General features: G+C 66.4%; 18 protein-coding genes. 3 read left to right on the top strand and 15 right to left on the bottom strand.

The window, feature by feature from the left end; genetic code table 11:
• The first annotated feature begins 309 nt into the window (after positions 1-309).
• Positions 310-1185: a phenylalanine 4-monooxygenase gene (gene phhA, locus Q0Q02_RS09795; RefSeq protein WP_293808896.1), complete on the top strand. Its 876-nt coding sequence runs from the start codon at positions 310-312 to the stop codon at positions 1183-1185.
• A 397-nt stretch (positions 1186-1582) separates the two neighbouring features.
• Here the strand turns inward: phhA and Q0Q02_RS09790 are convergent, their stop codons facing one another.
• The 10 genes from Q0Q02_RS09790 to Q0Q02_RS09745 form a co-directional block, all read right to left on the bottom strand.
• Positions 1583-1855, bottom strand: coding sequence for a hypothetical protein (locus tag Q0Q02_RS09790; protein WP_293808894.1), 273 nt, complete (start codon positions 1853-1855; stop codon positions 1583-1585).
• A gap of 557 nt (positions 1856-2412) precedes the next feature.
• Positions 2413-4218 (bottom strand): DNA mismatch repair endonuclease MutL, encoded by a 1806-nt coding sequence (mutL, locus tag Q0Q02_RS09785; RefSeq protein WP_293808892.1) that lies wholly within the window; start codon positions 4216-4218, stop codon positions 2413-2415.
• Positions 4219-4468: 250 nt separating this feature from the next.
• On the bottom strand, positions 4469-5794 hold the full coding sequence (locus Q0Q02_RS09780) for a glucose-6-phosphate isomerase (RefSeq protein WP_293808891.1): 1326 nt from the start codon (positions 5792-5794) through the stop codon (positions 4469-4471).
• Between the two features lie 39 nt (positions 5795-5833).
• Entirely contained in the window at positions 5834-7129 is a 1296-nt protein-coding gene (locus Q0Q02_RS09775) for a pitrilysin family protein (protein WP_293808889.1), read from the bottom strand.
• Between the two features lie 53 nt (positions 7130-7182).
• Complete coding sequence (locus tag Q0Q02_RS09770; protein WP_293808887.1) at positions 7183-8472, bottom strand: pitrilysin family protein; 1290 nt, start codon at positions 8470-8472, stop codon at positions 7183-7185.
• Positions 8473-8590: 118 nt separating this feature from the next.
• Positions 8591-9235 carry a hypothetical protein gene (locus tag Q0Q02_RS09765; RefSeq protein WP_293808885.1) on the bottom strand — a complete coding sequence of 215 codons (645 nt, stop codon included), beginning with the start codon at positions 9233-9235 and terminating at the stop codon, positions 8591-8593.
• Between the two features lie 74 nt (positions 9236-9309).
• Complete coding sequence (lspA, locus tag Q0Q02_RS09760; protein ID WP_293808883.1) at positions 9310-9792, bottom strand: signal peptidase II; 483 nt, start codon at positions 9790-9792, stop codon at positions 9310-9312.
• A complete protein-coding gene (gene ileS, locus Q0Q02_RS09755; RefSeq protein ID WP_293808881.1) occupies positions 9792-12860 on the bottom strand; it encodes an isoleucine--tRNA ligase in 3069 nt (1022 codons plus the stop codon). Before ileS ends, lspA begins: the two co-directional genes overlap by 1 nt.
• A gap of 204 nt (positions 12861-13064) precedes the next feature.
• On the bottom strand, positions 13065-14063 hold the full coding sequence (locus tag Q0Q02_RS09750; protein ID WP_293808879.1) for a bifunctional riboflavin kinase/FAD synthetase: 999 nt from the start codon (positions 14061-14063) through the stop codon (positions 13065-13067).
• A 96-nt stretch (positions 14064-14159) separates the two neighbouring features.
• Positions 14160-14615 (bottom strand): MaoC family dehydratase, encoded by a 456-nt coding sequence (locus Q0Q02_RS09745; protein ID WP_293808878.1) that lies wholly within the window; start codon positions 14613-14615, stop codon positions 14160-14162.
• 492 nt (positions 14616-15107) lie between these two features.
• Here Q0Q02_RS09745 and Q0Q02_RS09740 point away from each other — a divergent pair, with 492 nt between their 5' ends.
• Positions 15108-15494, top strand: a complete 387-nt coding sequence (locus tag Q0Q02_RS09740) for a response regulator (protein WP_293808877.1) — start codon at positions 15108-15110, stop codon at positions 15492-15494.
• 6 nt (positions 15495-15500) lie between these two features.
• Here the strand turns inward: Q0Q02_RS09740 and Q0Q02_RS09735 are convergent, their stop codons facing one another.
• The 3 genes from Q0Q02_RS09735 to Q0Q02_RS09725 form a co-directional block, all read right to left on the bottom strand.
• Complete coding sequence (locus Q0Q02_RS09735) at positions 15501-16370, bottom strand: TIGR01459 family HAD-type hydrolase (RefSeq protein WP_293808876.1); 870 nt, start codon at positions 16368-16370, stop codon at positions 15501-15503.
• A 113-nt stretch (positions 16371-16483) separates the two neighbouring features.
• Complete coding sequence (locus tag Q0Q02_RS09730; RefSeq protein ID WP_293808874.1) at positions 16484-17989, bottom strand: EAL domain-containing protein; 1506 nt, start codon at positions 17987-17989, stop codon at positions 16484-16486.
• Between the two features lie 139 nt (positions 17990-18128).
• A complete protein-coding gene (locus tag Q0Q02_RS09725; RefSeq protein WP_293808872.1) occupies positions 18129-19562 on the bottom strand; it encodes a hypothetical protein in 1434 nt (477 codons plus the stop codon).
• 503 nt (positions 19563-20065) lie between these two features.
• Between Q0Q02_RS09725 and Q0Q02_RS09720 the strand changes: the two genes are divergently transcribed.
• On the top strand, positions 20066-21406 hold the full coding sequence (locus Q0Q02_RS09720; RefSeq protein WP_293808870.1) for an aspartate aminotransferase family protein: 1341 nt from the start codon (positions 20066-20068) through the stop codon (positions 21404-21406).
• Positions 21407-21549: 143 nt separating this feature from the next.
• Here Q0Q02_RS09720 and Q0Q02_RS09715 read toward each other — a convergent pair whose 3' ends face one another.
• The gene (locus tag Q0Q02_RS09715; protein WP_293808868.1) at positions 21550-22044 is read right to left on the bottom strand and encodes a peptide deformylase; all 495 of its coding nucleotides are present in this window, start codon (positions 22042-22044) and stop codon (positions 21550-21552) included.
• 14 nt (positions 22045-22058) lie between these two features.
• Positions 22059-24263: an FAD-dependent oxidoreductase gene (locus tag Q0Q02_RS09710; RefSeq protein ID WP_293808866.1), complete on the bottom strand. Its 2205-nt coding sequence runs from the start codon at positions 24261-24263 to the stop codon at positions 22059-22061.
• Positions 24264-24366 lie beyond the last annotated feature (103 nt).

The following is a 24366-nucleotide window of genomic DNA, read 5'->3' as shown; positions in this document are numbered from 1 at the left end:
AGCGACGGGCTTACGGCGAGACGCAGGTGCTGGTGCTGCGCGTCCAGTCGTAAGGATCAAAGCGGCCCGGCCGGCAGACCGTTCTACGTCGGACTGCAAACGGCCCTCCAGCCCAGCCGCGCTCCCCGGGGGAGGACTTCTGTTTCCAAGCAACGCCATTGCAGCGGCCGGCCGGAAGCGTCCTTCGCGCCCAGCCGCCAAGGGAGTATTCTAGCTTCGCCTGCGGCGCTGGCGGATCCGAGAGGCCATGTCGGACGTTATGACGATGTGGAGCCTCGCAGGCGATATCGGCTCTCAGGAGTGAAGGCGATGTCCGGACATGCCGTTTTGACCGCCCAGACCGTCGATGACTGCATCATCGACCAGGGCTGGGAGCGCTACACGCCCGAGGACCACGCGATCTGGCGCATCCTGTTCGAGCGCCAGCAGCAGACCCTGAAAGGCCATGTCTGCCAGGAATATCTCGACGGCCTTGCAGCCCTCGGCATCGGCCCCGAAGGCATACCGAATTTCGCGCACATGAATGAACGCCTGCGACGGCTGACCGGCTGGGAGGTGGTCGCGGTGCCGGGGCTCATCCCGTCGCGTCCCTTCTTCCAGATGCTGGCCAACCGCCAGTTTCCGGCAGGGACCTTCATCCGCAGCCGCGAGCAGCTCGACTATCTGGAAGAGCCGGACGTCTTCCACGATGTCTTCGGCCATGTGCCGCTGCTGACCAATCCCGCCTATGCCGACTACATGAACGAATATGGCCGCATCGGCCTGGTGGCGGTCGAGACCAAGGGGGTGAAGTTCCTTGCCCGCCTCAACTGGTACACCATCGAATTCGGGCTGATCCGAAAGCCCGAAGGCATCCGCATCTACGGCGCCGGCATCGTCTCGTCCTTCGGCGAGGCGAAATATGTGGTGGACGACCCCTCCGCCCATCACCTCGCCTTCAATCTCGAGCGCGTCTTGCGCACCGGCTATTACATCGACGATTTCCAGGCGAGCTATTTCGTCATCAATCGTTTCGAGGATCTGTTCGACCTGCTCAGGGGCAGCGATTTCACCACCCGCTTCAATGACCTGCGCACCCTGCCGGCCCATACGCCCTTCGAGATCCTGCCGCAGGACGCAGTCATCCGGAGAGGCAGCGGCCATTTCTGGCGCGATTTCCCAGCAGTGAAGACGAAGCTGAAGTGAGCCGGAAGCCGGGCGAGCGCCGGCTTGGATCGTTAGCGGTCGTTGCAGACGAAGTGTATCTGGATACGCCCTTACTCGCTCACCCGTTGCGAATTTTGTCGATCAATAGAATCAATCCAGCGGCGACCAATGTGAGAAGCGTGCAGAGAAAAACGATTACTGATATTGCGAATGACTGCTGCTCGCTGCTTCCGAAATATCTCCCTATCGGGTAGTATAAAAATATAAACCCCGAAGACACCAATCCAATCTTCGATATAATTTCAACGGTTCTTTGTTTCATTCATCAACCCGATCTGAAAAGATGCTCGCGCCAAATTTTCCAATCGCTAGTGTCTACTTTCGATTTTAAATTTTTAAGCCAATGTCGGCGGCAGATCGTTTGCGGACATGCCGCCTAACCGCGTGTAAGATAAACTATAGCGCCGGCAATGATCCCGAACCACAGGAACTGCCCTAAACCAATCGCAATCCAGAAGGAAACGACTGGTTGCCTGCCGTTATACCACAGTGGCTTGAAGGTTTTCTGATTGTAATACCCTAAGTCGGCGACATCCAGCCGACCAAACGACAGGGCTTGTATTGCCGCTCGGCCTGTCCAATAGCCGATCCATTGGGTCAGCATGAACCAAACGAGGCGGACGGAAAAGCCGAGAATCGCTTCAAGCAAGGCGGGGGCCTATTTTTGGGAAGCGGCATGAATATCTAATGACCCCTACGAATCTATAAAGGAGAAGGTCGGCAACGGGGCGAAAGCGGACTTTTAACTTCGGTGGCTTGAAGATGTTGCAAGGTCGCGACTGGGGATGAGACTGGTAGTGTTAGGATGGTCGTCAGCGTCTCGCTCGGAACGGATTGCAGTACTCTGGTTCGCCGGGATCATGTTGAGCTTCTTCGTCTCGTTCGGTGCCGCGATGATATGGCGCCAGCAAGCCGACCAGCGGCGACTCGCTACTGAACCAAATGTTCGCGGCACGATCCTATCCTTCCAACGGGCTCGCGGTGGAGTCCGTGCCTTGGTCGAGTTCTCGAGGACAGAGGATGGTTCAACCTTCTTATGCCGAACCGAGGTCAGCCTGCTGGGCAGCGATTTTCGGATTGGCCAGTCCGTTTCGGTAGCTCCTCGGGGCGATTCATGTGGGCAGCCTGCGGTTTCGACAAGGTTGCCGCCCCCCGATTAGATGCATCATAAACGTCCGCAAAGGGTCGAAAGCAGACACTCCCCTTTCACCGCCGCCCGAACAGCCGCTCGATATCCGAGAGCTTCAGCTCGACATAGGTCGGCCGGCCATGGTTGCACTGGCCGGAATTCGGCGTGACCTCCATCTCGCGCAAAAGCGCGTCCATCTCCTCGGGGCGCATGCGGCGGCCGGCGCGCACCGAGTTGTGGCAGGCCATCGTCGCCAGGACATGGTCGAGCCGGCGCTCCAGCGAGCCGGCCGTACCATGCTCGGCCAGCGCATCGGCAACGTCGCGGACGAGGCGCTGGAGATTGCCGCCGGCGAGTTGACTCGGCGCCTCGCGCACCAGAACCGCGCCGGGACCGAAAGATTCCAGCACGAGGCCGAGGCTTTCGAGCTCGCTCCCTGCCGCGATCAGGCGGTCGGCATCGACCGGGTCGAGTTCGACCACCTCGGGCAAGAGCAAGGGCTGGCGGGCGATGCCGTTGCGGGCGCGCTCGGCCTTGAGGCGCTCATAGACGAGGCGCTCATGGGCGGCGTGCTGGTCGACGATGACCACACCCTCGCGGGTCTGGGCGACGATATAGGTCTCGTGGACCTGAGCGCGGGCGGCGCCGAGCGGCCGGTCGAGCGCGTCGGCCGAGGGTTCGGCGAGATGCGCGCGGGCATCGGCCGAGGGCGCGGCGAAATCGGAGAAGCCGGATTGCGGGGCGCTCATCGGGAGCGGGGCCGGTGCGCTCCAGCTTGGCGCCTGCAGGAAGGAAGGACGTGGGATCGCGTTGCCACTGCCACCCATCGAGAGCACGGCGCGGAACGCATCGAGCGTGCGGGCGCCGCCCGTCGTGGTGGCGCGGTGGCCGGCGGCGGCGAGCGCCGCCTTTAAGGCCGAGACGACGAGGCCGCGGACCAGCGCAGGATCGCGGAAGCGGACCTCGCTCTTGGCCGGATGAACGTTGACGTCAACCGAGCGCGGATCGCAGCCGATATCGAGGAAGAGCACGGGATGCCGGTCCGAGGGCACGACATCGGCATAGGCGCCGCGCACGGCCGAAAGCAGCAATTTGTCGCGCACCGGGCGGCCATTCACCGCGAGATGCACGCCGGCCGAGGTGCCACGATGGAAGGTCGGCAGGCCGGCGAAGCCGGAGATGCCGAAGCCCTCGCGCTCAGCCTCGATGCGCAGCGCATTCTCGGGAAAATCGCGGCCGAGCGCCCGGCCGAGGCGGCGCAGCAGGCCCTCCTCCCCGATCGGCTCGGCCGGCCAGTCGAAGGCGCTGATATGCTCGCCTTCGAGCGAGAACCGGATTTCGGGATGGGCGATGGCGAGGCGCCTGAGCATCTCGGAGACGGCCTGCGCCTCGGCCCGGTCGCTCTTCAGGAATTTCAGGCGAGCCGGCGTGAAGATGAAGAGGTCGCTGACCTCGATGCGGGTGCCGGGCGCGGCGGCGACGGGACGGACGACGCCCTTCTCGCCGGCCTCGACCACGAGGCCCGAGCCCTGCGCGGCATCGCGGCGGCGCGTCGCGATCGAGAGCCTTGCGACCGAGCCGATCGAGGGCAAGGCCTCGCCGCGGAAGCCGAGCGTGTCGATGGCGAAGAGATCGCCGTCGGGGAGCTTCGAGGTGGCATGACGGTCGACGGCGAGTTCAAGGTCCTCGGGCGTCATACCGGCGCCGTCATCGACAACGCGGATCAGTTCGCGCCCGCCGCCCTGAATGGTGACGGCGATCGACCGCGCGCCGGCATCGATCGCGTTCTCGACCAGCTCCTTCACGGCCGCAGCCGGCCGCTCGATCACCTCGCCGGCGGCGATGCGGTCGACCAGAACGGGATCGAGGCGGCGGACGGTCATGACAATTCCACAGGAGCGATCATCAAAGGCGCGCTGCCTCCTCTCCCCTTGCGGGAGAGGGTTGGGGTGAGGGCGCGCACGACGCTTCTCGTCATTGCGAGGAGCGAAGCGACGAAGCAATCCAGGAGCGGCAGCGCTCTACGTCCCCTGGATTGCTTCGCTGCGCTCGCAATGACGGAAAGCGTCGCGAGCCCCTCATCCGCCCCTACGGGGCACCTTCTCCCGCAAGGGGAGGAGGACAGCATGCGTTTCAAGCCCGCCCTTCGGCAAGATAGCGCTTGGCGAGGAGCTTTGCTTCCTCCACCGCCGGCTGGTCGAACGGGTCCACGCCCATCGCATAGCCGGTGAGGATCGTCTCCAGCATGAAATGCATCAGCATCTCGCCATGGCTGGTCTCGTCGATGCGCTCGACATGGAAGTGGCGGACCGCGCAGCCGTTCTTGGCGAAGGTGTCGATCATGGCGATGCCCTGCGCCGCCACCATGTCGCCGATGGTCTTGCCGGCGAAATCGGCCTGGCCGATCTTCTCGGCCAGGGCGGCATCGATCTGCGGGCCCTTGCCCTTCACGCCGGTCGTCACGACGGTGAAGAACCTGTCCTTCGGGCCGGCGAGATAGAGCTGCTGCTGCGAATGCTGGTCGACCGGCCCGAGCGCGCCGACGGGCTGCGTCCCCTGCCCGTCCTTGCCCAGGCTCTCGGCCCAAAGCTGCATCCACCAGCGGGTGAGCAAAGCGAGCTTGTCCGCATAGGGCATCAGCACGGCGATGTTCTTGCCCGAGCGCATCGCGGCGAGATGCAGCGCGGCGCCGACCGCCGCCGGCGTCTCGCGGACGTCCTTGCCGGCGAAGAGCGGGGCCACGGCGCGACCGGCACCGAGCCTGAGCGCTTCGATATCGAGGCCGAGCACGGCGGCCGGCAGCAGGCCGCAATTGGTCAGCACGGAATAGCGCCCGCCGACATCGGTGTGATGCTCGAGAAAGGGCGTGCCGAAGGGCTCGAGCAAAGCGCGCAAGGGGTGAAGCTTGCCGGGTTTGGCGGGCTCGGACAGTCCCTCGAAATGCGTGCCGATCTGCTGATCGGTCAAGTGAGCGCCGCGCAAAGCCTCGATCGCCGCGATCGACTGCAGCAGCGTCTCGCCGGTGCCGCCCGATTTCGAGATGGCGACGAATTTCGTCGTCTTGAGCGGCAGCTTGGCAAGCAGGGCGGCGTAGGTCGCCGGGTCGAGATTGTCGATGAAATGGACGCGCGGACCCGCGGTGAACTGCGACAGTCCGGCGATGCCGTAGCCGGTGAGCTGCGCCAGCGTCTGGCCGCCGAGACTGGAGCCCCCGGTTCCGAGCACCAGCACATCGGTGGTTCCGCCAGCCTTGAGCCGTTCGGCAGCGGCCTTCACCGGCCCGAGATCGGCGGTATCGCTTGGCAGCTTCAGCAGCGGGAGCGAACCGTCCTTCGCCTGCCCCTGCAGCTTCGCCAGCGCGGGCTTGAGATCGGCCAGCGCCGTCTCGAAGGCCGCATGGGGAATACCGCCCTTGCCGACCTTGGATTCGAGCGCGAGATCGAAGCTTTGCTGGAGCATGTAGACCTATCCGTATCGACGAGGAGACGATGCCCTATTTCAGACCAGCCCGACGGGCTTGCCAACCGCCTGCACGAGCAGGTCAGGGTTGCCGAAGAGGCGCCGTGCGACGCGCCTGACGTCGTCGAGCGTCACCGCGGCGAAGAGGCCGTTGCGGCGGGCGAGGAAATCCGGCGTGTCGCCGCGCAGCGCGAGCGCCAGCAATTCGCCGGCGATCTTCGGCGAGGTGTCGAAGCGCAGCGGATAGGAGCCGATAATGTAGCGCTTGGCTTCCTCGACCTCATGCTCGGTCGGGCCTTCCTCGGCGAGCTTCAGCATCTCCTCGCGGATGACCTTCATCGATTCCGCGGCGCGGTCGTTGCGGGTGGCGGTGCCGCCGACCAACATCGCGCTCTCGCGCAACGGCATCAGGCTGGAGGAGACGCCATAGGCGAGACCGCGCTTCTCGCGCACTTCCATGAAGAGGCGGGAGGTGAAGGCGGAGCCGCCGAGGATATGGTTCAGAACGCTCGCCGGGATGAAATCGGGATCGTCCCACATCAGGCCCGGCCCGACGAAGCGCAGCACGGTCTGCGGCACGTCGAGATCGATGACATGGGTCTGGCCAAGACCTTGAATCGGCAAGGGCTGTGCCGGGCGCGGGCGGGCCTCGCCCTTGGGCAACTCACCGAAGAGCGCATCGAGCCGCCCGGCGAGCTCGGCCGCCGTGATGTCGCCGACGACGACGATCTTGAGCCCGGCGCGATCGAGCAGCGTCGGCCGCAACGCCTTCAGCGCCGGCGCTTCCAGCCCGGAGACGCTGTCGATATCGCCCTTCTCGGGCCGGCTATAGGCATGCCCCGGGAAGGCCGCGGCGTAGACAGCGTTGCGGCACATCACCTCGGGGTTCTTCGCCTGGCGCTGCAGTCCGGCGATGACCTGAGCCCGAACGCGGTCGACGGCGTCGGCATCGAAGCGCGGCTGGTTGAGCGCCAGCCCGAGCAGGTCGAAAGCCGTGTCGCGATGCGTGGAGAGCGTCTGGAGATGGCCGTGGAAATCGTCGCGGCGGGCGTCGAAACCGAGGCTGATGGCGTGGTCTGCCATCCGGCCCTGAAAGGCTTCGGCGTCGAGATCCCCGGCGCCCTCGTCGAGCAGACCGGAGATCAGATAAGCGCTGCCGGCGGCGTTGGCGGGATCGCGGCTGGCGCCGCCATCGAAGGCGAAATCAACCGCGATCAGGGGCAGGCTGTGCTCCTCGACCAGCCAGGCCTCGACGCCGCCGGGCGAGCGGACGACCTGGACGGCGATGGCCGGACCGGCCGTGTTGAGCTTGGGCGTCGGAATGGGGGCGTTCATGTCGCTTCCTGTCGGCGGAGCGTGATCTCCGCCCGTTCGATGGGACGGCGGCGTCAAGCCGGCAGCAACAGGCCGGTGACGCTGCGATCAGGCTTGAGATAGCGGCGCGCCGCCTCGATCACGGCATCCCGGCCGACGGCCTCGATGCGCTGGGGCCAGGCGAGCACATCCTCGACCGTCTCGCCCACGGCCAAGGCCGAGCCGAAGATGCGGGCCAGCGAAGACTGGTTATCGCGGGCGAAGACCGTTTCGGCAACCAGCCGGGTGCGGGCCCGGGCCAGCTCCAGTTCGCTCGGGCCGTCAGCCAGGAAGGCGGCGAGCGCCGCATCGAGCCCGGCTTCCATCGCCGCCATCTCGACGCCAGGGCGCGGACTGGCGGAAACCTGGAAGGCGGCGCGATCGACCATCGAGCCCATGAAATAGGCGCTGGCGCCAGCGGCCAGCTCGCTCTCGACGCAGAGCTTGCGATAAAGCCGCGAGGTCGTGCCGCCGCCGAGAATCTCGGCGACGAGTTCGAGCGCCAGAACCTCGTCGCGTTCGCCAGCCGTATAGGTCGGGGTCAGCCAGCCGCGGCGCAGGGAAGGCTGCTGCACGCGCGGATCGTTGAGCTGCACGCGGCGCGAGGCGCGCGGCTCCGGCTCGATCGGGCGGGAGCGGACGGGCGCCGCGCCGCGGGCCGCGATCTTGCCGTAAGTCTCTTCGGCAAGGCGACGAACCTCAGCGGCATCGGTGTCGCCGGCGACGACCAGGATCGCGTTCTCAGGCGTGTAGAAGCGCTGATAATAGGCGAAGGCGTCGTCCCGGCTCAGGCGCTCGATCTCGTGCTCCCAGCCGATGATCGGCGTGCCGTAGGGATGGTGGAAGAACAGGGTCGCGGAGAATTCCTCGCCGAGCTGGGCGGCCGGGTCGGAATCGACGCGCATGCGCCGCTCCTCCAGCACCACGTCGCGCTCGGGCGCCACCACACTCTCGTCGAAGGAGAGGCCGGTCATCCGGTCGGCCTCGTAATCCATCATCGCGCGCAGATGCTCCTTCGGCACGCGCTGGAAATAGGCGGTATAATCAAAAGAGGTGAAGGCGTTCTCCTGGCCGCCGAAGCCGGCGACGATCTTCGAGAATTCGCCGGCCGGCCAGCGTTCGGTGCCCTTGAACATCAGGTGCTCGAGGAAATGCGCGATTCCGGACTTGCCGGCCGGATCATCGGCCGAGCCGTTGCGATACCAGACCATATGGGTGACGACCGGCGCGCGCAGGTCCTTCACCACGACGACATCGAGGCCGTTGGCCAACCGGAACGTTTCGACCGGCTCCGCCAGGTCGGCCCGGTGCGCATGACTGTTCACCTCAGATCGTCTCCACGCTCAGACAAGAAAGGGCGGGCACGATGCGCCCGCCCTGATAGCCAACTTGGTCAAGCCACCGCGTTTCGGCAAGAGGCGGCGCGGCCGCCGGCAAGCCTGCTCACCGGCCCATCATGGGCTTCTGGCCGGTCACGAACTCGCGCTCGCCGACGGCCTGCGTGTTCTCGACGGGACCGCTGACGCCCGGCCCGAACGCCGCGGTTGCAGCGGGGCGGCGATAGCCGGTCGGCGGCTCGGTCAGGGTGCGGCGCGGCGGCTCGGAACCGTAGGAGAGCTGCTTCTCAGCCTCCTCGTTGTAGCGTGCGGCCTGTTCCTTGCCGATGCGGATCGGCCCGATGACGTTGTTGTAGAGGTCGTTCTCACGGTAGGGCGCAGCGGTCCTCTGCGACGCGGTGGTGCTGCGGCCGCGGCGGATTTCCTCGGCGGACAGCAGCGGATTGTCCTTTACGCCGTCGGCGGGAACGTAACGGCGGTTCTTGTCTTCCTTGCGGCGCTGCACATCCGGATCCTTGGGCCAGGCGGCATTGCGCGTGCTCGCGGATTGCTGCGGCGGCGGCAGGGTCGAATTCGGCGGAACGACCAACGGGGCCCGCTCGCGATAGTCGATATCAGCGCCTTCGCCTCGGCCGAAGGTGCCTTCCATCAGATTCTTGAACAGCATGCCGTCCTGCGCAAAGGCGGGCGACGCCACGAGCATAAGCCCGCCGGCGATGAGCAGATGAGCCACGCGAATGCGTCCGGCCATGTCAAATCTCCCTTCGGACAATCTCGCCCCGTCTCAAAACCCAGACGAACGGCAAAACAATGGCGAGACCGTCGTTAAGCTGTGTTTTCCGCGCTCGAGCGGAAGGACTCATATAGCAGGCCGAGCACCCCGACAACGATCGCGACGTCGGCGATGTTGAAGATATACCAGCTGAAATTGCCCCAGTGGACATGGACGAAGTCGACGACCGCGCCATAGACGGCGCGGTCGAGCCCGTTGCCGAGCGCCCCGCCGATGATCAGCGCGAGGCTCAGCACCGTGAAGCGCCGCTGCTCGCGCCACATCCAGCGCCAGAGCCAGATGGCCGCGACGAAGGAGATGACGACGAGGAACCAGCGGCCAAGATCCGTGCCCTGCTGGAACAGCCCATAGGAGATACCGCGATTCCAGGCGAGCACGATCGTCAGGAAGGACGTGAGATCGTAAGGCCCGTTCTCGGCCAGCCCGACACTGTAGAGCAGCCACGACTTGAGGAGCTGATCGGCGACGAAGACGATCAGGACGACAGCCAATCCAAAGCCACGGGCAGGCGTCATCAGGCGCGCACTCCCAGCTCCTTCAGAGCCTTGGCGTCACGCGGCGTCACCTGTGGATAAGCCTTGTCGGCCGTCGCCGGGTCGAAATACTTCCAGGAACGGGCGCATTTGATGCCGGCCGCACGATGCGGCACGACCGCGACGCCGGGCACATCGGCGAGGCGGAAGGCATCCGTCGGCCCCTCGCCGCTCTCGATGCCTATGCCCGAGGTGATGCTGATCTCGGCGAGATCGGCACCGGACAAGGCGGCATAGAGATCGCTGTCGGAGACGAAGACCCGCGGCGCTGCCTCCAGAGAGGAGCCGAGGCGCTTGGCCGCGCGCTCCAATTCCAGCGCACCGGTGACGACGCGGCGCACGCGGCGGATCTTGCTCCAGCGCTCGGCCAGTTCCGGATCGAGCCAGTCCGCCTTGGCCGCGACGAAGCGCTCGAGATGGACCGAGCCCTCGCCCGCCTTCTTCTCGGGATAGCGGTCGAGCCAGGCCTCCTCTGCCGTGAAGACCAGGATCGGGGCGAGCCAGGTCGTCAGGCAGCGGAAGAGATGGTCGACGACGGTCAGCGCGCTCTTGCGGACATGGCTCGACAGCGGATCGCAATAGAGCGCGTCCTTGCGGACGTCGAAATAGAAGGCCGAGAGCTCGGTGTTCATGAACTGCGAGAGCAGGAACACGACCTTCTTGTAGTCATAGGTGCGATAGGCTTCCTCGACCTGCGGCCCGAGCTCGGCGAGCCTGTGCAGCATCAGCCGCTCCAGTTCCGGCATGGCCTGCGGATCGGAGACGCGGACATCCTCGCTGAAATGAGCGAGCGTGCCGAGCATCCAGCGCATGGTGTTGCGCAGCTTGCGATAGGTCTCGACGAAGGTCTTGAGGATCTCCTTGCCGATGCGCAGGTCGTCCGAATAATCGGCCGCCGCGACCCAGAGGCGCAGGATGTCGGCGCCGCTATCCTTGATGACGTCCTGCGGGGCAGTGACGTTGCCCTTCGACTTCGACATCTTCTCGCCCTTCTCGTCCAGGCAGAAGCCATGGGTCAGGACGATGTCGTAGGGCGCGCGGCCGCGCGTGCCGCAGCTTTCCAGCAGGCTCGAATGGAACCAGCCGCGATGCTGGTCCGAGCCTTCGAGATACATCACGCGGTCCTTGCCGCCATCGCCGCGGCGGCGGGCGCGCAGGTCGGCGCGCTTCTCCAGCGTGAAGGCATGGGTCGAGCCGGAATCGAACCAGACGTCGAGCACGTCGGTGACGCGCTCGTACTTGGCCGGATCATAGCCGAAGGGCTTGAGGAAGCGGGCGCCGTCCAGATCGGTGAACCAGGCATCCGCGCCTTCCGCCTCGAAAGCCTCGGCGATCGCGGCATTGACCCTGGCATCGACGAGGATGTCCTTGGTCTCCTTCTCGACGAAGACCGTGATCGGCACGCCCCAGGCGCGCTGGCGCGAGACGACCCAATCGGGACGATTGGCGATCATGCCGGTGATGCGGTTCTCGCCGGCGGCGGGCACCCATTCGGTTTCCTTGATCGCCTTCAGCGCGCGGTTGCGCAGCGTATCGGCATTGCCGCCGGCGACCGGCTGCGGATCGGCCGCGTTCGGCGCCCCGGCCTCGCCGATCGGCTTGTCCATGGCAATGAACCATTGCGGCGTATTGCGGAAGATCACCGGCTTCTTCGAGCGCCAGCTATGCGGATACTGATGCTTCAGGCGGCCGCGCGCGATGATGTTGCCGGCCTCGACCAGCGCCTTGATGACGACGTCGTTGGCGTTGCCCTTGTCGCCCTTGTCGGTGATGACCTGCGCGCCCTCGAAGCCCGGAGCCTCCTTGGTGAAGCGCCCATCGGCATCGACGGTATAGGGGATGCGGGTCTCGATGCCGCGCTCGGTAAGCTGGCGGCCATTGGCCATCCAGACGTCGAAGTCCTCGCGGCCATGGCTCGGCGCGGTGTGGACGAAGCCCGTGCCGGCATCGTCGGTGACATGGTCGCCGTCGAGCAGCGGAACGTCGAAGTCATAGCCGTGGCCGCGCAGCGGGTGGGCAGCGGTTAGACCGGCGATCATCGCAGCAGGCGCGTCCATCACGAGCTCGAACGCCTCGACCTTCGCCGCCTTGAAGACGCTCTCGGCAACGTTCTTGGCGAGGATATAGGTCGCGCCCACCTTGGCCCAGTTGTTCTCAGGCGCAGCCGTCACCTTGTAGACGCCGTAGGCGACCTTGTGGCTGTAGGAGATCGCCCGATTGCCGGGGATCGTCCAGGGCGTGGTCGTCCAGATCAGAACACTCGATTTGAGCGCCAGTTGGGAGAAGGTTTCACGGTTGATCTCGAGATCCGGATCGCGCGACGTGCGGTCGATGAAGACCGAAACGATCGGAAACGCCACATAGATCGTGTCGCTCGTGTGCTCCTCGTACTCGACCTCGGCCTCGGCCAGCGCGGTCTTCTCGACCACCGACCACATCACCGGCTTGGAGCCGCGATAGAGCTGGCCGGTCTCGGCGAATTTCATGATCTCGCGAGCGATCTGCGCCTCGGCCGGATAGGCCATGGTCAGGTAGGGATGGGCCCAGTCGCCCTCGACGCCGAGGCGCTTGAACTCCTCGCGCTGGACATCGACCCAGTGCTCGGCGAAGGCGCGGCATTCCTTGCGGAACTCGACGACCAGAACATCGTCCTTGTTCAGGCCCTTGGCGCGGTACTGCTCCTCGATCTTCCACTCGATCGGTAGGCCGTGGCAGTCCCAGCCCGGCACATAGTTGGAATCGTAGCCCAGCATCTGCTGCGAGCGCGTGACGAGGTCCTTCAGCACCTTGTTCAGCGCATGGCCGATATGGATGTTGCCGTTGGCGTAAGGAGGGCCGTCATGCAGGACGAAGCGGTCCCGCCCCTGCCCGGCCTCACGCAGCTTGCGATAGAGGTCGATCCTGGCCCAGCGGGCGAGCAGTTCCGGCTCGCGCTGCGGCAGGCCGGCGCGCATCGGGAACTCGGTCTGGGGCAGGAAGAGCGTCTGCGAATAATCGACGCCAGCGGCAGCGGTCTCAGCGGCTTTGGCGTTGTTGGTCTTGTCGGTCATCATCCGGCTCGGACAGTCGGGACGGCGGGCCGATCGATAGGCCGCGGGCGTCCACGCGTGAAACGGGAAAAGCGGTCTTCAACCCGGACTGCGCAAGCGTCCGCGCGGTTCAGCGCGAGGCGGCAGCCGGGCCCGTAATTCGCCGGGAAAGATCGATCAGCAGAGCGCGTTCGGCGGGCATGCGGGGCTTCTAGCAGGCGCAGCTCAAGGAAGGAAGGGCGGCGCGCCGAAAGCAGGGGTCTTGGCCAGAATGTCGCGGGCGCGGGCGCTGTCGGCATCCATCTGGGCGATCAGGGCCGGGAGCGCATCGAACTTCTCCTCGCCGCGCAGCCAGTCGACGAAGGCGACGTCGACGCGCTGGCCGTAGAGATCACCGGAGAAATCGAAGACGAAGGTTTCGAGCCGCGGCGCGCCGTCGTCGAAGGTCGGGCGGCGGCCGAAGCTCGCGACGCCGTCATGCCAGACACCGTCGATCTTCATCCGGACCGCATAGATGCCGTGGCGCAGCTTGCAGTCGCGGGCGAGCTGCATGTTGGCGGTGGGGTAGCCGAGCTCGCGCCCACGCTTGTCGCCATGGGCGACGAGGCCGCGCACCTGCCAGGGGCGCCCGAGGAAAGAAGCGGCGCGCGCGACGTCGCCAGCTTCCAGCGCGGTGCGGATCAGCGTCGAGGAGACGGGCTCGCCCTGCCAGGAATAGGGCGCCACGACCGAAACCGGGATATCGGCGGCGAGGCCATGGGCCTGCAGCATTTCCGGCGATCCGGTGCGGCCCTTGCCGAAATGGAAATCGTAGCCGCAGACCAGACCGCGAGCGCCGAGCCGCCCGATCAGAAGATCATCGACAAAGCTTTCGGCGGGAAGCGCTGCGATCTCGCGATCGAAGGGCAGGACGAAGACCTGCGGCAGGCCGGCATCGGCCAGCAGTTCCAGCTTGAGCTGCGGCGAGGTCAGCCGGAAGACCGGTTCTTCCGGGCGAAAGATGCTGCGCGGGTGCGGCTCGAAGGTGAAGGCGGCAGGCCGGGTCCCTAGCTCAGCGGCCAAGGATGCCGCCCGACGGGCCAGCTCGGCATGACCGCGATGGACGCCGTCGAAATTGCCGAGCGCCAGGACGGCGCCGCGCAAGGCATCCGGAAGGGGCTTTTCGAGGTCGAGGACCACCGCCGTCGGCTCGGGGCGCGATGGCTCATCGGCTTGGGATGGCATCAATCGGGAACGTCCACCTGCCCTCACGATGGGGCGATGACCGTCTTTGCGGCGAAGGCCGGCGGGGCGTCAAGGCCACTGGCCAGGTCGAGCACGTCAAACGCGCGGCTTCGGCGGCATCGCGACCCAGGCCTCGCCCTCCATCACGGCCTTGCCGTCGACGAGGCATTCGCAAAAGAAGCGCACCCGGCGGCGCTCGGCCACGAGCTCGACGACCTCGACGCGGGCCGTGACGACGTCGCCGATCTTGACGGGCGCGAGGAAGGTCAAGGTCTGCGACAGATAGACTGCGCCCGGCCCCGGCAAACGCGTCCCGAGCAAGGCAGAGACGAGGCTCGCCGTCAGCATGCCATGGGCGATACGCTGGCCGAACTTGGTACTGGCGGCAAACTGGTCGCAGAGATGGATCGGATTGGCATCGCCCGAGAGCTCGGCGAAGAGGGCGACATCGCGTTCCATGACGGTCCGCATCAGGCTTTCGCTCTGGCCAATGGCCAGGTCCTCGAAGGCGTGGACGGTGTAAAGCCCGCCAGATATCGGCTGAACTGTCATGGATCCTGCGCGGCCCGTGGGCCTTTGCCCTCCTGTCTGCGATTCGATTAAGCATCTCGCAACCGCAACATCCACGCAATTGGACTTTGGTGCGGCGCACCTTAGAGCCTCTAACAGAACCTGGCGGGGTCTCGACGTCGGCAATTCGTCCGCTCCGCCAGGAGCGGGGTGAAGCCGATACCGTTGGTATCGGCAAGCGCCGCGACGCCGCGGGCGGTCGAATTGCCGGCGCCGAAGGTGGGTTTTGGAGGGCCGCCTGCGGCGTCGGACCGACTTGCCGATATCGAAGGGTATCGGCTGCGCGCTCCTCCTGGCATTCGACTCCTCCAAAGCCCATCGAGACCCCGCCAGGTTCTGTTAGAGGCTCTTACTCCCCTTGCGTCAGTCCGCAATCGGATTAACCGGTTCGCAAGACGCCGCAGCTATCAACTCGGCGAGCGGCACGGTGCTGGTATCTCCCAGCACCGCGACCATCATGCCTGGAGCACCAGAATGGCTCTCGACCCGTCCATGCCGATCCTCGTCGTCGACGACTACCAGACGATGGTCCGCATCATCCGCAACCTGCTGAAGCAGCTCGGTTTCGAGAATGTCGACGACGCCTCGGACGGCTCGACGGCCATCCTGAAGATGCGCGACAAAAAATACGGTCTGGTCATCTCCGACTGGAACATGGAGCCGATGAGCGGCTTCGAGCTGCTGCAGAAGGTCCGCGAGGAGACGGCGCTGTCGGAAACGCCGTTCATCATCGTCACGGCCGAATCGAAGACCGAGAACGTCGTCGCCGCCAAGAAGGCCGGCGTCAGCAACTACATCGTCAAGCCGTTCAACGCGCAGACGCTTAAGACGAAGATCGAATCGGTCTGCGCTGCGGCCTGACCGTTATCACCACACCAGATGCGGCATCGCATAGGCCGGGCGATGCGTCTGCCGGCCGAACCAGCCGTGACGCTCCTCCCATGACGCTTCCATCAGATCCTGGGCGTGGATGCCGGCCAGCACCATAATGCCGGCTGCGCCGAAAGCGTCAGCGCCAGCGATGTCGGTGCGGATCGCATCGCCCACCGCGCAGATCCGGTCGCGGGCAATCGCGGCGCCGCGCGCCTTCTCGGCCGCCGCCACCGCCGCCTCATAGATCGGCCGATGCGGCTTGCCGGCATAGATCGCCCGGCCGCCGATCTCCTCATAGGCGAGCGCGACCGAGCCGGCGCAGGGAATGATGCACCCGCCGCGCTCGACCACGAGGTCGGGATTGGCGCAGATCAGCGGGAGCCCGCGCGCAGCAAAGCCGGCGAGCAGGTCGGCATAGCTCGCCGCCGTATCCCTCTCGTCGTCGAACAGGCCGGTGCAGAGCACGTAGGCTGCCTCGTCGGGGGAGGTCTCGCGCACGTCGAGCCCAGCGATCAGCGGCAGGTCCCGATCGGGTCCGAGCCGATACATCGGCTGGCCGGCGCGCTCGCGGATGAGTGAGCGGCAGACATCGCCTGACGTGACGATCGCATCCCAGGCTTCGCGCGGCACGGCGAACCCATCGAGCTGGCCGATGATCACATCCGCCGGGCGCGGCGCGTTGGTGACGAGCACAACGCTGATGCCTTGCTCGCGCATCCGCATCAGCGCGGCGACCGCATCGCGATAGGCGGCGACGCCATTATGGACCACGCCCCAGACATCGCACAGGCAGAGATCGAAACGATCCGCAACCTCGGAGAAGCCCGAAAGCGGAAGGGTGGAAGCGATCCCCGATGGCGACACTGTCTCGATCTCCGGCGGCTAAATGAGGCAAGCGAGCGCCGCCCCACGACAAAGCCTGATCTAGACGGGATTCGTCGGAAGCGGAACCGGAGAGCGCGGGAGACGGCCGCGCGTCAGGCGCTGGCGCGGCGCAGCACGGCCCGGAACGGCAGCCGTTCGGGGCGCGCTTCCTGCGGCGCGGCTTCCGGAAGCGCGGGCGGGGCCGGCACGCGCCTGTCCTGGCCGAGCAATCGATCGACGATGTTCTGCGGCGGGCGCGCGGCCTCGGCCGGCACCGGCAGTGGCGCGGCAGCTGCGGCAGGCGCGGGCGTAGGCTCCGGCTCGGCGAAGACCTCGGGCTTGACCGGGCGTGGCGGCGAGAAGGCCAGCCCCTGCCCCATCGTGGCACCTAGCTCGATCATGTCGGCAGCGGCCGGATTGTCCTCGACCTGATCGGCCACGAGGGTAATCGACATGCGAGCCAGCAGGGCCGCGAGGTCGCCGGCATCGATATCGCTGTGGATGCGCCCCTCGACATGAGCCTGCAGCAAGGCGGCGGGCGCCTTCACGAAACGGATGCCCCGATCGAACAGGGCGCGCGGATCGAGGCGCAAATCGACCAGTTGGTCGAGCGCGAAACGCACGCCGTTCGCCGACATCGCGCCGAGCAGGCCGAGGCTGGTCGGATCGAGCTCGCGGAACACCGCCTGCGGCATCTCGATGACGAGGTGCCCGGAATGCTCGCGATATTTGTCGAGGATGCGGGTCAAGGTCGCCAGCGCCCGCGACGACCCCCAGGTCGCGCGGCTGAAATTGCAGGAGACGAAGATGCCGCCATCCTTCGAGCCGAGATGGCGCGCGATCGCCAGGGCTCGCGTCAGGACGAGAGCGTCGAGCGTCGGACCGAAGCCTCGCGTCTCGACGGTCTCGATGAATTCATGCGGCAGGAGCAGCGTGCTCTCGTCCAGCCGCAGGCGCGCCAGCGCCTCATAGCCGCTGGTCCGGCGCTGCGGCAGCGAGACGATCGGCTGGAGATGGACCTCGATCCGGCCTTCGCCGAGAGCCTTGCCGATCAGGGCTGCCCGCTCGGCCTCGGCTTCCTCCCGCTCGGCAGCGGCGGCAGCGGCACGTTCGGCCGCAAGCTTGTCCGCCCGCGCCCGACGCGCGGCTTCCGGATCGAGCACCACTTCAGGCGCCGCCGCAGGGGGCGCGGCAGCGGCAGGCTCCGGCAGGCGCGCCAGGACGTTCTCATGATCGGCAAGGGTCGTCGCGACCTGATGGATCAGGTCGCCGAGCAGGCCGACCTCGGCCGTCAATTCATGGATCGCGGCGCGCGCCGGCGCGGCATCGGCGTCCCGCATCGGCATCTGCTCGACACGCTGCGACAGGGCATCGAGGCGGATGGCATTGGTGGCGAGCCTGACCTTGACCTCGCCGAGCCCGGCCATGGCCTGCTCGTGCCGGGCGAGACCGCGCTGTTCGAAGGCTCGCATCGCCAGCATCAACCCTGCTCCGGAGGCCAGGAGGCCGAGCGCCGAGCCGAGCCCGCCCGGAAGCAGGATCGCGACCGCAGCACCGGCCGACAGACCGGTCACGGTGCCAGCGAGAGGATGCAGAGCTTTCAGGCGGGCAGGTGCCACGGCAGCGTTCGCGCTACGTCAAGGAATCGGAATGAGGAAACGAATCACGGTCTTGCGCGACAGGTTAACCTTGCCGGCGCGGTTAAGCGAGCGATCCGCCTCAGTTCCGCCACATCCGGCGCAATTCCCGTCGCGGAGCTTATGGCTTGTTCAGCTCGAGCGCGGTCAGGACCCGGTCGATCACGGGCCCGGCGAAGCCGCGCCTCTGGAGGAAAGCGCGCGGATCCTGTGCAAAAAGAGGGGATTTCTCGGCCAGCCGCGCGAGTGCCCTTGCCCGCCTCTCCGGGTCGGCATCGGCAGCGGCGTCGAGCGCTTGGCCAAGCAGGCTGAGAGGGCTGGAATCAGCGGCCAGCATCGCCGCGTAATTATCAGACGGTTTTCCGGCGCCTACGAGATAGGTCCCGAGGAAGGCATAGAAATCGTAGCGCGTCGGGCGGGCGACGCTGAGCGAGATCGCACGCTCCAGCAGCGGCAGCCCTTCGAGTGAGCGATCGAGCCGGACATACATCGCGCCGACATCGGCCAGGATCTCAGGATCATAGGGGTTGCGCGTCTGCGCCTCGCTGCCCATCTGGATCGCCTCGTCGGTCACGCCGCGCAGCAGCATCACTTTCATCAACGCCTGATAGGCTCGCGCGCTCGACGGCGCGAGGCGGAGTGCTGTCAAGGCTGCCGCGAGCGCACGATCGAGCGGAGGCCGAGGCATGTCAGCGTCGTCCTGGGGGACCGCGGCCTGGGCGGCGGGCGCCGCGCCGTACTCGCCCAGCGTCATGATCGCGAGGTGAGCCCAGGCCGGATAGAAGCCCGGATCCTGCTCGACCAGCTGGGACAGGCAAAGCCGTGCTGCGAGGCGCATTTCGGGCACCATCGCGCGACGCGCGTCGAACGCCTTCAGGATGCAGCGGATGGCGGGAGACGGCAGGGACTGGCGCGCATCGGCGGGAATGATGCCGAAAGGCTCGGCCAGCCGCGTTGCCAGCCGCCGCGCCATCTCGGCGAGATCGCTCTCCTGAAGCGTCGCGAGCGAGGAGCGGCTCGACGATGTCGTCCAGACGATGCGCCCATCCCGGACGGAGCGCAGGCGGGCAAGCCCCACGGCCCCGCTGTCGAGGCCCTGAGCATCGATCTCGATGACGTAGTCAACTTCGTCGGCGAGGGCTGCGCCGGGCAGCGGCGCCTTGATCGTCACGAGATCGTCGAACCGCGCCATGGCGTCGACGAGCAGAGCCGAGAAGCGGCGCAGGACCGCGGCGAGCCTCGTGTCGGACGGTGGACTGGGAATGGTGATTGCAACGCGCATGAGGCGCAGCCCCGGCGCCACCTCGGACCGTGCGCCGGCGGCCTGCCTGACCGCAGCAGGCTTCGGCCCCTCCGACACGAGCGGCCCGCGCGGCGCCAGATACCACCACCCGAGCGCGAGCAGGCCGAGCGTCAGCGCGACAAAAGTCAGGCCAGCCCAACGGCGCGCCGCACGCCGATCCGGCTCGGGCGCCTCATCAGAGGCCTCGAAGGCGCCCCGGTTCCCCTCGCCGCCGAACCATGTGAAGACCGGAACATAGCCGCCGACCGGCATCGAGATCTGAACGGGGTCGTCGCGGCCTTCGCCGGCGTAATATTGCGCCAGCGCCCGCCTCAGCCGACCGGCCTCGACGCGGACGATCGGATCGAGCTGCGGATTGAAATCGGCTGGCCGACCAAGCCCCTCGACCGCGATCGTATAGCCCTTGAGCTCGGCCGCGCGGCCTTCCACCGTGCGCTCGACGACGAAATTCAGGAACGCCGAAAGCTGGGGGGCGGCGCGAAAGGCGTCCGAGACGAGGACGCGGTCGAGACCCGCGCGAATGATCGCCGCGGCTCGAACGTCCAGCCGTCCAGGATCATCAGCGCCTTCCACCATCGGGGTCCGTTCAGTTTGCGCCCCCTTCTGGGGAGTTTACGCCATTGGCGACCTAACGTCACCCACAAGCGGGCTCCAGCCGTCATCCGTGGGACGCAGCCTTGGGGCGCCATGATGGCGATTTACAGGCCGGTTGCTCCTGCTAGCTTGAACCAAGGTTAATCCACAGGGGTCTTCGAATGACGTCAGCATCCTCCGCCATCGCCACGCCGAACGACCTCGAAGCCTACTGGATGCCGTTCACGGCCAACCGGTCGTTCAAGAAGAACCCGCGCATGGTCGCGCGCGCCGAGGGCATGTTCTACTACACGCCCGACAACAAGCAGGTCATGGACGGCACGGCCGGCCTGTGGTGCTGCAATGCCGGCCATGCCCGCGAGCCGATCATCCAGGCGATCCAGGCCCAGGCGCGCGACCTCGACTACGCCCCGTCCTTCCAGTACGGCCACCCCAAGGTCTTCGCCGCCGCGGCGCGGATCGCGGCGCTGGCGCCGGGCGATCTCGACCATGTCTTCTTCGCCGGCTCGGGTTCGGAAGCGGCCGATTCGGCGCTCAAGATCGCGCTGGCCTACTGGAACGTCTCGGGAAAGGCCGCCAAGACCCGCCTGATCGGGCGCGAGCGCGGCTATCACGGCGTCGGCTTCGGCGGCATCTCGGTCGGCGGCATGTCGAACAACCGCAAGTTCTTCGGCTCGCTGCTCACCGGCGTCGACCACCTCGCCCACACCTATGACCGCGAGAAGCAGGCCTTCAGCAAGGGCGAGCCGGACTACGGCGCGCATTTCGCCGATGACCTGGAGCGCATCGTCGCCCTGCACGACGCCTCGACCATCGCAGCCGTGATCGTCGAGCCGATGGCCGGCTCGACCGGCGCGCTGCCGCCGCCGAAGGGCTATCTCAAGCGCCTGCGCGAGATCTGCGACAAGCACGGCATCCTCTTGATCTTCGACGAGGTGATCACCGGCTTCGGGCGTCTCGGCTTCGCCTTCGCCGCCGAGCGTTACGGCGTGATCCCCGACATGATCACCTTCGCCAAGGGCGTGACTTCCGGCACGGTGCCGATGGGTGGCGTGATCGTGCGCAAGCATATCTACGACGCCTTCATGGGCGGCCCGGACAATGTCATCGAGCTGTTCCACGGCTACACCTATTCGGGCCATCCGCTGGCCGCCGCCGCCTGCCTGGCATCGCTCGACATCTACCGCGACGAAGGCCTGTTCGAGCGGGCGCGCGCCATGGAAGGCGCCTGGGCCGACGCCGTGATGAGCCTGAAGGGCGAGCCGAACGTCGTCGACATCCGCACACTCGGCATGGTCGGCGCCATCGACCTCGCCCCACGCGCGGAAGGTCCCGGCAAGCGCGGCTACGAATTCATCGAACGCGCCTTCCATGAGGAAGGGCTGATGATCCGCACCGCCGCCGATACGATCGCCTTCTCGCCGCCGCTGATCATCACGGAGTCGCAGGTGGACGAACTGATCGGCAAGCTGCGCCAGGTGATCCGGTCGGTCGCGAACTGAGGGCGCCGCTATCAAGCCGTCATTCTCGGGCGCCGCGCAGCGGTGACCCGAGAAGCTCATGCAGGACGAGTTCGGGAGCCTCCGCGTCTGGAGATGCTCGGGTCAAGCCCGAGCATGACGGCACGCCCCCGAAGGGGTCCTCGCTACCCCCGCCGCAGCTTGTTGTACCGCGCAATCAGCCTGTCGCGCTTGAGCCGCGACAGGCGGTCGATCCAGAAGATGCCGTCGAGCTGGTCGATCTCGTGCTGATGGCAGACGGCGCGGAACCCCTCGGCCGGCTCGATCCGCTCGATGCCGTCGAGATCGCGATAGCGAACCGTCACGCGCGCCGGCCGCTCGATCTCCTCGGTCACGCCCGGCATAGAGACGCTGCCTTCGACATGGCGGATCGTGTCGGCGGAAACCTCGAGCACCGTCGGATTGACGTAGACCCCGACCTCCCCCGGCGCCAGTTCCAGCACGACGAGTCGCAGAGGCAGGCCAAGATGCGGAGCCGTGATGCCCACGCCGGGCGCCTCCCGCATCGTGTCGAGCAGATCGTCGGCGAGCGCGCGCAAATCCGCGTCGAAGCGTGTGACAGGCTCGGCCGCCACACGCAGGCGCGGATCGGGAAAGCGGATGATCGGCCTTATGGCCATGGCGGGCCGCCTGCTCAGGCCGCCGCCTTCTTTTCCGCAGCGCCGTAGAAGCTCTCGCCGGTCTTGGCCATGCGCTTCAGCAGGCGGTTCGGCTTGAAGCGCTCGCCATGGGCCTTGGCCAGCTTCTCGCAGAGCTTCACGAAGGCCGCCGCGCCCATGTTGTCGATATAGGAGAGCGTGCCGCCCGAGTAAGGCGCAAAGCCGAAGCCGATGATCGAGCCGACATCGGCCTCGCGCGGATCGGTGACGACGCCCTCCTCATAGGTCTTCGCGGCTTCGAGCGCCTGCGTCACCAGGAGGCGTTGCTTCAGCTCCTCCATGTCGACGCTGTCGGGATCGAGGCGCTTGCCGACGAGATCGGCGAGGCCCGGCCAGAGCCGCTTCGGTCCGGCTTCCGGATAATCGTAGAAGCCCTTGCGGTTCTTGCGGCCGAGGCGGCCATGCTTCTCGACCATGTCGGCGAGCAGCTTCTCCTGCGCCGGATCGACCGCGCCCTCGCCGAGCTGGGCCTTGGTCGCCTTCAGCACCTTATAGGCGAGATCGACCGCGACCTCGTCGTTGAGCGAGAGCGGGCCGACCGGCATGCCGGCCTGCTTGCCGGCAGCCTCGATCATCGCCGGCGGCACGCCCTCCATCAGCATCAGATGGCCTTCGCGGATGTAGTTGCCGACGCAGCGATTGGCGTAGAAGCCGCGGGTGTCGTTGACGACGATCGGCGTCTTCTTGATGGCGCGGACGAAGTCCAGCGCCATGGCGAGCGCCTTCTTGCCGGTCTTCTTGGCCATGATGACCTCGACCAGCAGCATCTTCTCGACCGGCGAGAAGAAATGGATGCCGATGAAGTTCTTCGGGCGCTGGCTGGTCTGGGCGAGGCCGGTGATGGGCAAAGTGGAGGTGTTGGAGCCGAAGATGGTGCGCGGGCCGACGACGGCCTCGACCTTGGCGATGACCTCGGCCTTGACCTTCGGATCCTCGAACACCGCCTCGACGATCAGGTCGCAGCCCTTGAGATCGGGATAGTCGGCCGAGGCCTTGATGCGGCCGAGCAGCGCGTCGCGATCGGCGGTCTTGGCGCGGCCCTTCATGATCTGGTCGGAGACCAGCTTGTGCGAATAGGCCTTGCCCTTCTCGGCCGCCTCGATGTCGCGGTCAACGAGCACGACCTCAAGGCCCGCCTGCGCCGTGACATAGGCGATGCCGGCGCCCATGAAGCCCGCACCGATGACGCCGACCTTCTTGAGCTTGGAGGGCGGCACGTCGACCGGGCGGCGGGCGCCCTTGTTCAGCTCCTGCATCGAGACGAAGAGCGAGCGGATCATCGACGCCGCCTCCTTCGTCCTGAGGATCTTGGCGAAGTAACGGCTCTCGACCTTGAGGCCGAGATCGATCGGGAGCTGAAGGCCCTCATAGACCGCCGAGAGGATGGCGCGGGCAGCCGGATAGTTGTCGTTGGTCTCGCGGCGGTAGATCGCGCTAGCCGGCGGCCAGATCTGCATGCCGGCCGGCGAATGCACCTTGTTGGAGGGCAGCTTGAAGCCCTTCTGATCCCAGGGTTGCGTCGCCTGCGGATTGGCCTTGAGCCAGTCCTTGGCGTTCTGGACGATGTCGGCGCGCGGCACGACGGCATGAACGAGGCCGGAATTGCGCGCCGGCAGCGCCTTCACCTGCTCGCCCTTGAACATCATCTGGAGCGCGTCACCGGTCTGCATCAGGCGCGCCACGCGCTGGGTGCCGCCGGCGCCCGGAAACAGCCCGACCTTGATCTCGGGCAGGCCGACGCGGGTCGAGGCATCGTCCGAGACGACGCGATACTGGCACGACAGCGAGAGCTCGAAGGCGCCGCCGAGGCAGACGCCATGGATCGCGGCGGCGAAGGGTTTCCCGCAGGTTTCGAGCTTGCGATAGAGCAGCGAGAGCTTGCGGCTCTCGTCGAAGAAGCTCTGCATCGCGACCGCCTCGCCCTTCTCCTTGGCGAGCTTCACATAGAGGTCGCGCAGGCCCTGGAGCATGGTCAGGTCGGCGCCGCCGGAGAAGCTCTCCTTGCCGGAGGTGATGACGCAGCCCTTGATGGCTTCATCGCCCGCGACCTTGTCGACGATCCGGTTGAGCTCTTCCATCCCCTCGGGGGTGATGACGTTCATCGAGCGGCCCGGCATGTCCCAGGTCGCGACGGCGATGCCGTCGGTGTCGGTCTCGAAGCGGAAATTGGTGAGGTTCATGGACGGTCCCTCCGGTGGGTCGGGTCATCCCGGACGCCGCATCGCGGCGATCCGGGATCGTCATCAGGAAAAGGCGGTGCTGGGAGCTAGCTCGTCATGCGGT

Origin of the sequence: uncultured Allobosea sp. (assembly GCF_945956895.1) — a bacterium.
GTDB lineage: Bacteria > Pseudomonadota > Alphaproteobacteria > Rhizobiales > Beijerinckiaceae > Allobosea.
This window is presented reverse-complemented; position numbering and strand designations above follow the sequence as displayed.

Excerpts from the sequence above, each read along its gene's own strand:
- Q0Q02_RS09710 (WP_293808866.1), bottom strand. The coding sequence starts at position 24,263 with ATGAACCTCACCAATTTCCGCTTCGAGACCGACACCGACGGCATCGCC.
- Q0Q02_RS09725 (WP_293808872.1), bottom strand. The coding sequence starts at position 19,562 with ATGCCGGTCGGCGGCTATGTTCCGGTCTTCACATGGTTCGGCGGCGAG.
- Q0Q02_RS09745 (WP_293808878.1), bottom strand. The coding sequence starts at position 14,615 with ATGACAGTTCAGCCGATATCTGGCGGGCTTTACACCGTCCACGCCTTC.
- Q0Q02_RS09720 (WP_293808870.1), top strand. The coding sequence starts at position 20,066 with ATGACGTCAGCATCCTCCGCCATCGCCACGCCGAACGACCTCGAAGCC.
- Q0Q02_RS09740 (WP_293808877.1), top strand. The coding sequence starts at position 15,108 with ATGGCTCTCGACCCGTCCATGCCGATCCTCGTCGTCGACGACTACCAG.
- lspA (WP_293808883.1), bottom strand. The coding sequence starts at position 9,792 with ATGACGCCTGCCCGTGGCTTTGGATTGGCTGTCGTCCTGATCGTCTTC.
- Q0Q02_RS09765 (WP_293808885.1), bottom strand. The coding sequence starts at position 9,235 with ATGGCCGGACGCATTCGCGTGGCTCATCTGCTCATCGCCGGCGGGCTT.
- ileS (WP_293808881.1), bottom strand. The coding sequence starts at position 12,860 with ATGACCGACAAGACCAACAACGCCAAAGCCGCTGAGACCGCTGCCGCT.
- phhA (WP_293808896.1), top strand. The coding sequence starts at position 310 with ATGTCCGGACATGCCGTTTTGACCGCCCAGACCGTCGATGACTGCATC.
- Q0Q02_RS09780 (WP_293808891.1), bottom strand. The coding sequence starts at position 5,794 with ATGCTCCAGCAAAGCTTCGATCTCGCGCTCGAATCCAAGGTCGGCAAG.
- Q0Q02_RS09750 (WP_293808879.1), bottom strand. The coding sequence starts at position 14,063 with ATGCCATCCCAAGCCGATGAGCCATCGCGCCCCGAGCCGACGGCGGTG.
- mutL (WP_293808892.1), bottom strand. The coding sequence starts at position 4,218 with ATGACCGTCCGCCGCCTCGATCCCGTTCTGGTCGACCGCATCGCCGCC.
- Q0Q02_RS09715 (WP_293808868.1), bottom strand. The coding sequence starts at position 22,044 with ATGGCCATAAGGCCGATCATCCGCTTTCCCGATCCGCGCCTGCGTGTG.
- Q0Q02_RS09775 (WP_293808889.1), bottom strand. The coding sequence starts at position 7,129 with ATGAACGCCCCCATTCCGACGCCCAAGCTCAACACGGCCGGTCCGGCC.